The organism is Longimicrobium sp., assembly GCF_036280135.1.
Classification (GTDB): Bacteria; Gemmatimonadota; Gemmatimonadetes; order Longimicrobiales; family Longimicrobiaceae; genus Longimicrobium.
On sequence record NZ_DASURI010000475.1, the window covers coordinates 1 to 4,147 of the forward strand.

3 protein-coding genes are annotated in these 4,147 nt (G+C 74.1%); all 3 read left to right on the top strand.

The genetic code is table 11. The features are described 5' to 3' along the window. Positions 1-1,218 (top strand): HAMP domain-containing sensor histidine kinase (locus tag VFZ20_RS15430; RefSeq protein WP_329684801.1); only part of this gene is annotated, 1,218 nt, incomplete at its 5' end. After that, on the top strand, positions 1,215-1,904 hold the full coding sequence (locus VFZ20_RS15435; protein ID WP_329684802.1) for a response regulator transcription factor: 690 nt from the start codon (positions 1,215-1,217) through the stop codon (positions 1,902-1,904). The genes VFZ20_RS15430 and VFZ20_RS15435, both read left to right, overlap by 4 nt. A gap of 525 nt (positions 1,905-2,429) precedes the next feature. After that, on the top strand, positions 2,430-4,147 hold a 1,718-nt coding region (locus VFZ20_RS15440), incomplete at its 3' end, for a PAS domain-containing sensor histidine kinase (RefSeq protein WP_329684803.1).

Genomic DNA, 4,147 nt, shown 5'->3' on the forward strand with positions numbered 1-4,147 from the left:
TACCACCTGCGGCAGACGGCGGGCGGCGTGCGGGCGCACGGCTTTGCCATCGACCCGCGCGCCGTGGCCGCGCCCGTGCTGCGCGACGTGCTGCGCGGCCCGCCCCTGCTGCCCACGACGCTGCGCGGCGGCTTCACCAACGAGAACGCCATCGTCATCGCCGTGGCGGACGGGGCGGGGCAGGTGCTCTTTCGCTCGCCGTCCGGGCCGCCCCTGGCCACCGGGCGCGACGGCGCGTGGGTGGACGCCAAGGTGGGCTCCGTGGATCCGCGGAGCGACGCGCCCGGCACCGTCGTGGAAGAGATGGGCGGCCTGCTGACGGGGCTTACGGCGCGCGTCTCCGTACGCCCCGCCGTGGCCGCCGAGCGCGTGAGCGACGGCGCGCCCGAGTCGCGGCTGCCCCTGCTGCTGGCCGTCTTTGGCCTCACGCTGGCGCTGTTCGGCGTGGCGGTCGTCCAGCTGCGGCGGCAGCAGGAGCTCGTGCGCCTGCGCGACGACTTCGTGAGCGGCGTGTCGCACGAGCTGCGCACGCCCCTGGCGCAGATCCGCCTTTTCGCCGACCTGCTGGAGACGGGGCGCCTGCACGATCCCGCGCAGCGCGACCGCTCCGTGCGCATCATCAACGAGGAGTCGCGGCGGCTCACGTACCTGGTGGAGAACATTCTCCACTTCAGCCGGTCGCAGCGGGATGCGAACCGCCTGGCGCCCACGCCCGTGGAGGTGGGAACGCTCGTGCGCGAGATCGTGGACGCGTTCACGCCCTTGGCGCGCGAGACGCGGTTCGTGGTGCGGGCGGAGCGGGGCGTGGTGGCCCGCATCGACCAGGACGCCTTTCGCCAGGTGCTGCTGAACCTGCTGGACAACGCGGCCAAGTACGGCCCCCGCGGGCAGACGGTGGAGGTGGGGATGCGCGTGGCCCGGTTCGCCGTGCGCGTGTGGGTGGCGGACCAGGGACCGGGCGTGCCGCCGGAGGACCGCGCGCGCATCTGGGAGCCGTACCGCCGCCTGGACCGCGACCTGGACAGCGCCGCGGGCGGTAGCGGCATCGGGCTGGCCGTCGTGCGGGACCTGGTGGAGCTGCACGGCGGGCGCACGTGGGTGGAGGGCGCGCCCGGCGGGGGCGCGCGCTTCGTGCTGGAGGTGCCCGGCGCCACCTACGCCGGCCCGCCGGACGAGGCCGAGCCGGCCGGGCAGACGGCGGAAGCGGGGGCGCGATGAGCCGCATCCTCGTCGTGGAGGACAACGCCAACCTGGCGTACGGCCTGGCGACCAGCCTGGGGCTGGAGGGCCACGAGGTGATCCTGGCGGAGGACGGCGCCGCGGGCCTGCGCGCCGCGCGCGAGCGGTCGCCGGACCTGGTGATCCTGGACCTGATGCTTCCCGGGATGGACGGCTACCGCGTGCTGGCGGCCCTCCGCGAGCAGGGCGAGCGGGCGCCCGTGCTGATCCTGACCGCGCGCGGGGCCGAGGCCGACAAGGTGCAGGGCTTTCGCCTGGGCGCGGACGACTACGTGACCAAGCCGTTCGGCCTGGCGGAGCTGCTGGCGCGCGTGGGCGCCCTGCTGCGCCGCGCGGGCCACGCGTCGTCTCCGCCCGCGCCGCCGCAGCCCGTGCGCTTCGGCGAGGTGGAGGTGGACCCGGCGAGCCGCCTGGTCCGCCGGCGGGGCGAGGAGGTGCAGCTCACGCCCAAGGAGTTCGACCTGCTGTGGGCGCTGCTGCGGCGCAACGGGAGCGTGGCCGCGCGGCTGGAGCTGCTGGCGGAGGTGTGGGGCCATCGCGCGGCCGTGATGACGCGCACGGTGGACATGCACGTGGCCCAGCTGCGCCGCAAGCTGGAGGACGACCCCGCCGCGCCGCGCCACATCGTCACCGTGTGGAAGGCCGGTTACCGCTTCGCCCCGTGAGGCGGATGGGCGTATGTTGTCGATCTGCTGACAATGGCGATCCGCCGATGATGCCGATCAGCCGATGCTCGACGAGACCTCTCCTGGCGCGTGCCGGGGGAGGTTTCGGCGTTGATGGGATGGAGATCCTGCCTCGTGGCGGAGTGTATCTCGCCCGCGAAGGGCCCCCACCCGCTCGATAGCTCGCGACCTCCCCCGCTTCGCGGGGGAGGTGAACCCGGTCCCTGCACGAACCCCGCGTTCACGCGCTGAACCGTCCCCGCGAACAACCCCTCCCCCGAAGTTGGGGGAGGGGTCGGCCGACGTTGCGAGGAACGAGCAAAAGGAGGTCGGGGGAGAGGCCCCCCGTCGCGCAGCGACGGGACACCTGCCGATTCCCCGCAAACCCCAAGTCCATGCAGGATCTGGGGTATACCCCCTCTCCCGCGCAGTTGGCGGGAGAGGGACGCGAGGAACGAGCGGGGTGGGGGCCCGCGGTTTGCGTCCGCCGGCGGCCTCGCGTTTACGTGGTACGCCGCATCCGCAATGGCCGATTTGGAACCGTCTTCGTCTTTCTCCGCGGGCACTCCCCCGGCGGCGCGCTCCGCCGCGGGCGCGCTTTCGGTGGCGTTCCTGGCGCAGCTGCTGGACGCCGTGGAGCAGGCCGTGATCGCCACCACGCCCGACGGCGAGATCCTGCTGTGGAACGCCTGCGCCGAGCAGCTCTATGGCTGGACGGCGGCACAGGCCGTGGGCCGCAACGTGGTGGACATGGTCCCCGCCGACATGTCGCGCCAGCAGGCCGGCGCCATCATGGACGAGTTGCGCCACGGCCGCTCGTGGTCCGGCCAGTTCACCGTGCGCCGGCGCGACGGCCATGCCTTCCAGGCCTGGGTGGCCGACACCCCCGTGCTGGACGAGGCGGGCCGGCTCATCGGCATCGTGGGCGTGTCCACCGACCTCACGGGCAAGCTGGAGGCAACGCGCGCCCTTGCCCGCGCCGAGGGCGACGCGCGGCGCGAGCGCGAGCGGCTGTGGAGCGTGTTTCGGCACGCGCCGGCGGCCATGGCGCTCGTCCGGGGCCCGGAGCACGTGTTCGAGCTGGCCAACGCCGCGTACCTGCGCGTCGTGGCGCGCGAGGTGGAGGGCCGCGCGTTCGCCGAGGTCCTGCCGGAGCTGGAGGGGCAGGGGATCGTGGAGATGCTGGACGAGGTCTTTCAGTCCGGCGAGGCACGCGTCGTCACGGAACGCATGGTGCGGCTGCGGGGCGAGGATGGCCGGCTGGCGGAGCGCTTCTTCGACTTTACCCTGCAGCCCCTGCCCGAGGAGGAGGGCCCGCTGGAACGCGTGCTGCTGCTGGTGGCGGACGTGACGGGGCAGGTGCAGGCCCGCCGCGCCGCCGAGGTGGCGCGGCTCACGGCCGAGGACGCCAACCGGGCCAAGAGCCAGTTCCTGGCCAACATGAGCCACGAGATCCGCACGCCCATCAACGCCGTCACGGGGTACGCGGAGCTGCTGGAGCTGGGGATCGGCGGGCCGCTCACGGCGCAGCAGCGGCACCAGGTGGAGCGCATCCGCGGCAGCAGCCAGCACCTGCTCACGCTGGTGAACGAGGTGCTGGACCTGGCCAAGGTGGAATCGGGGCAGATGTCCGTGCAGCGCGACCACGGCCAGGTGGGCGAGACGCTGGACGGCGCCCTGGCCCTCGTTCAGACGCAGGCGGCCCGGCGCGGCCTGCGCCTGGTGGACGACACGGGCACGGCGCGCGACGCCGCGTTCGTGGGCGACGTGGACCGCGTTCGGCAGGTCCTCGTCAACCTGCTTTCCAACGCCGTCAAGTTCACGGAGCCCGGGGGCCGCGTGAGCGTCTGCGCGTCCGTCACGGACGGCCCGGACGACGACGCGCGCCTGCCTGGGGCCGGCCCGTGGGTGCGCATGGACGTGGAAGACACGGGAATGGGGATCGCGCCGGAGCGGCTGGCGACCGTCTTCGAGCCGTTCGTGCAGGTGGATGCCAGCTACACGCGGCAGGCCGGCGGCACGGGGTTGGGGCTCACCATCAGCCGGCGGCTGGCGCGGCTGATGGACGGCGACCTCACCGTGCGCAGCCGGCTGGGCCGCGGCTCGTGCTTTACGCTCTGGGTCCCCGCCGCGCCCGAGGCGGAGCCGTCGGAGGTGGGCCGCCGCTGGCCGCGCGCGCCGCACGCCATGCCCGGCCTGGGCGACGTGGGGCGGGCGCTGGTGCGCGTGGCCGAGGCGGCCGT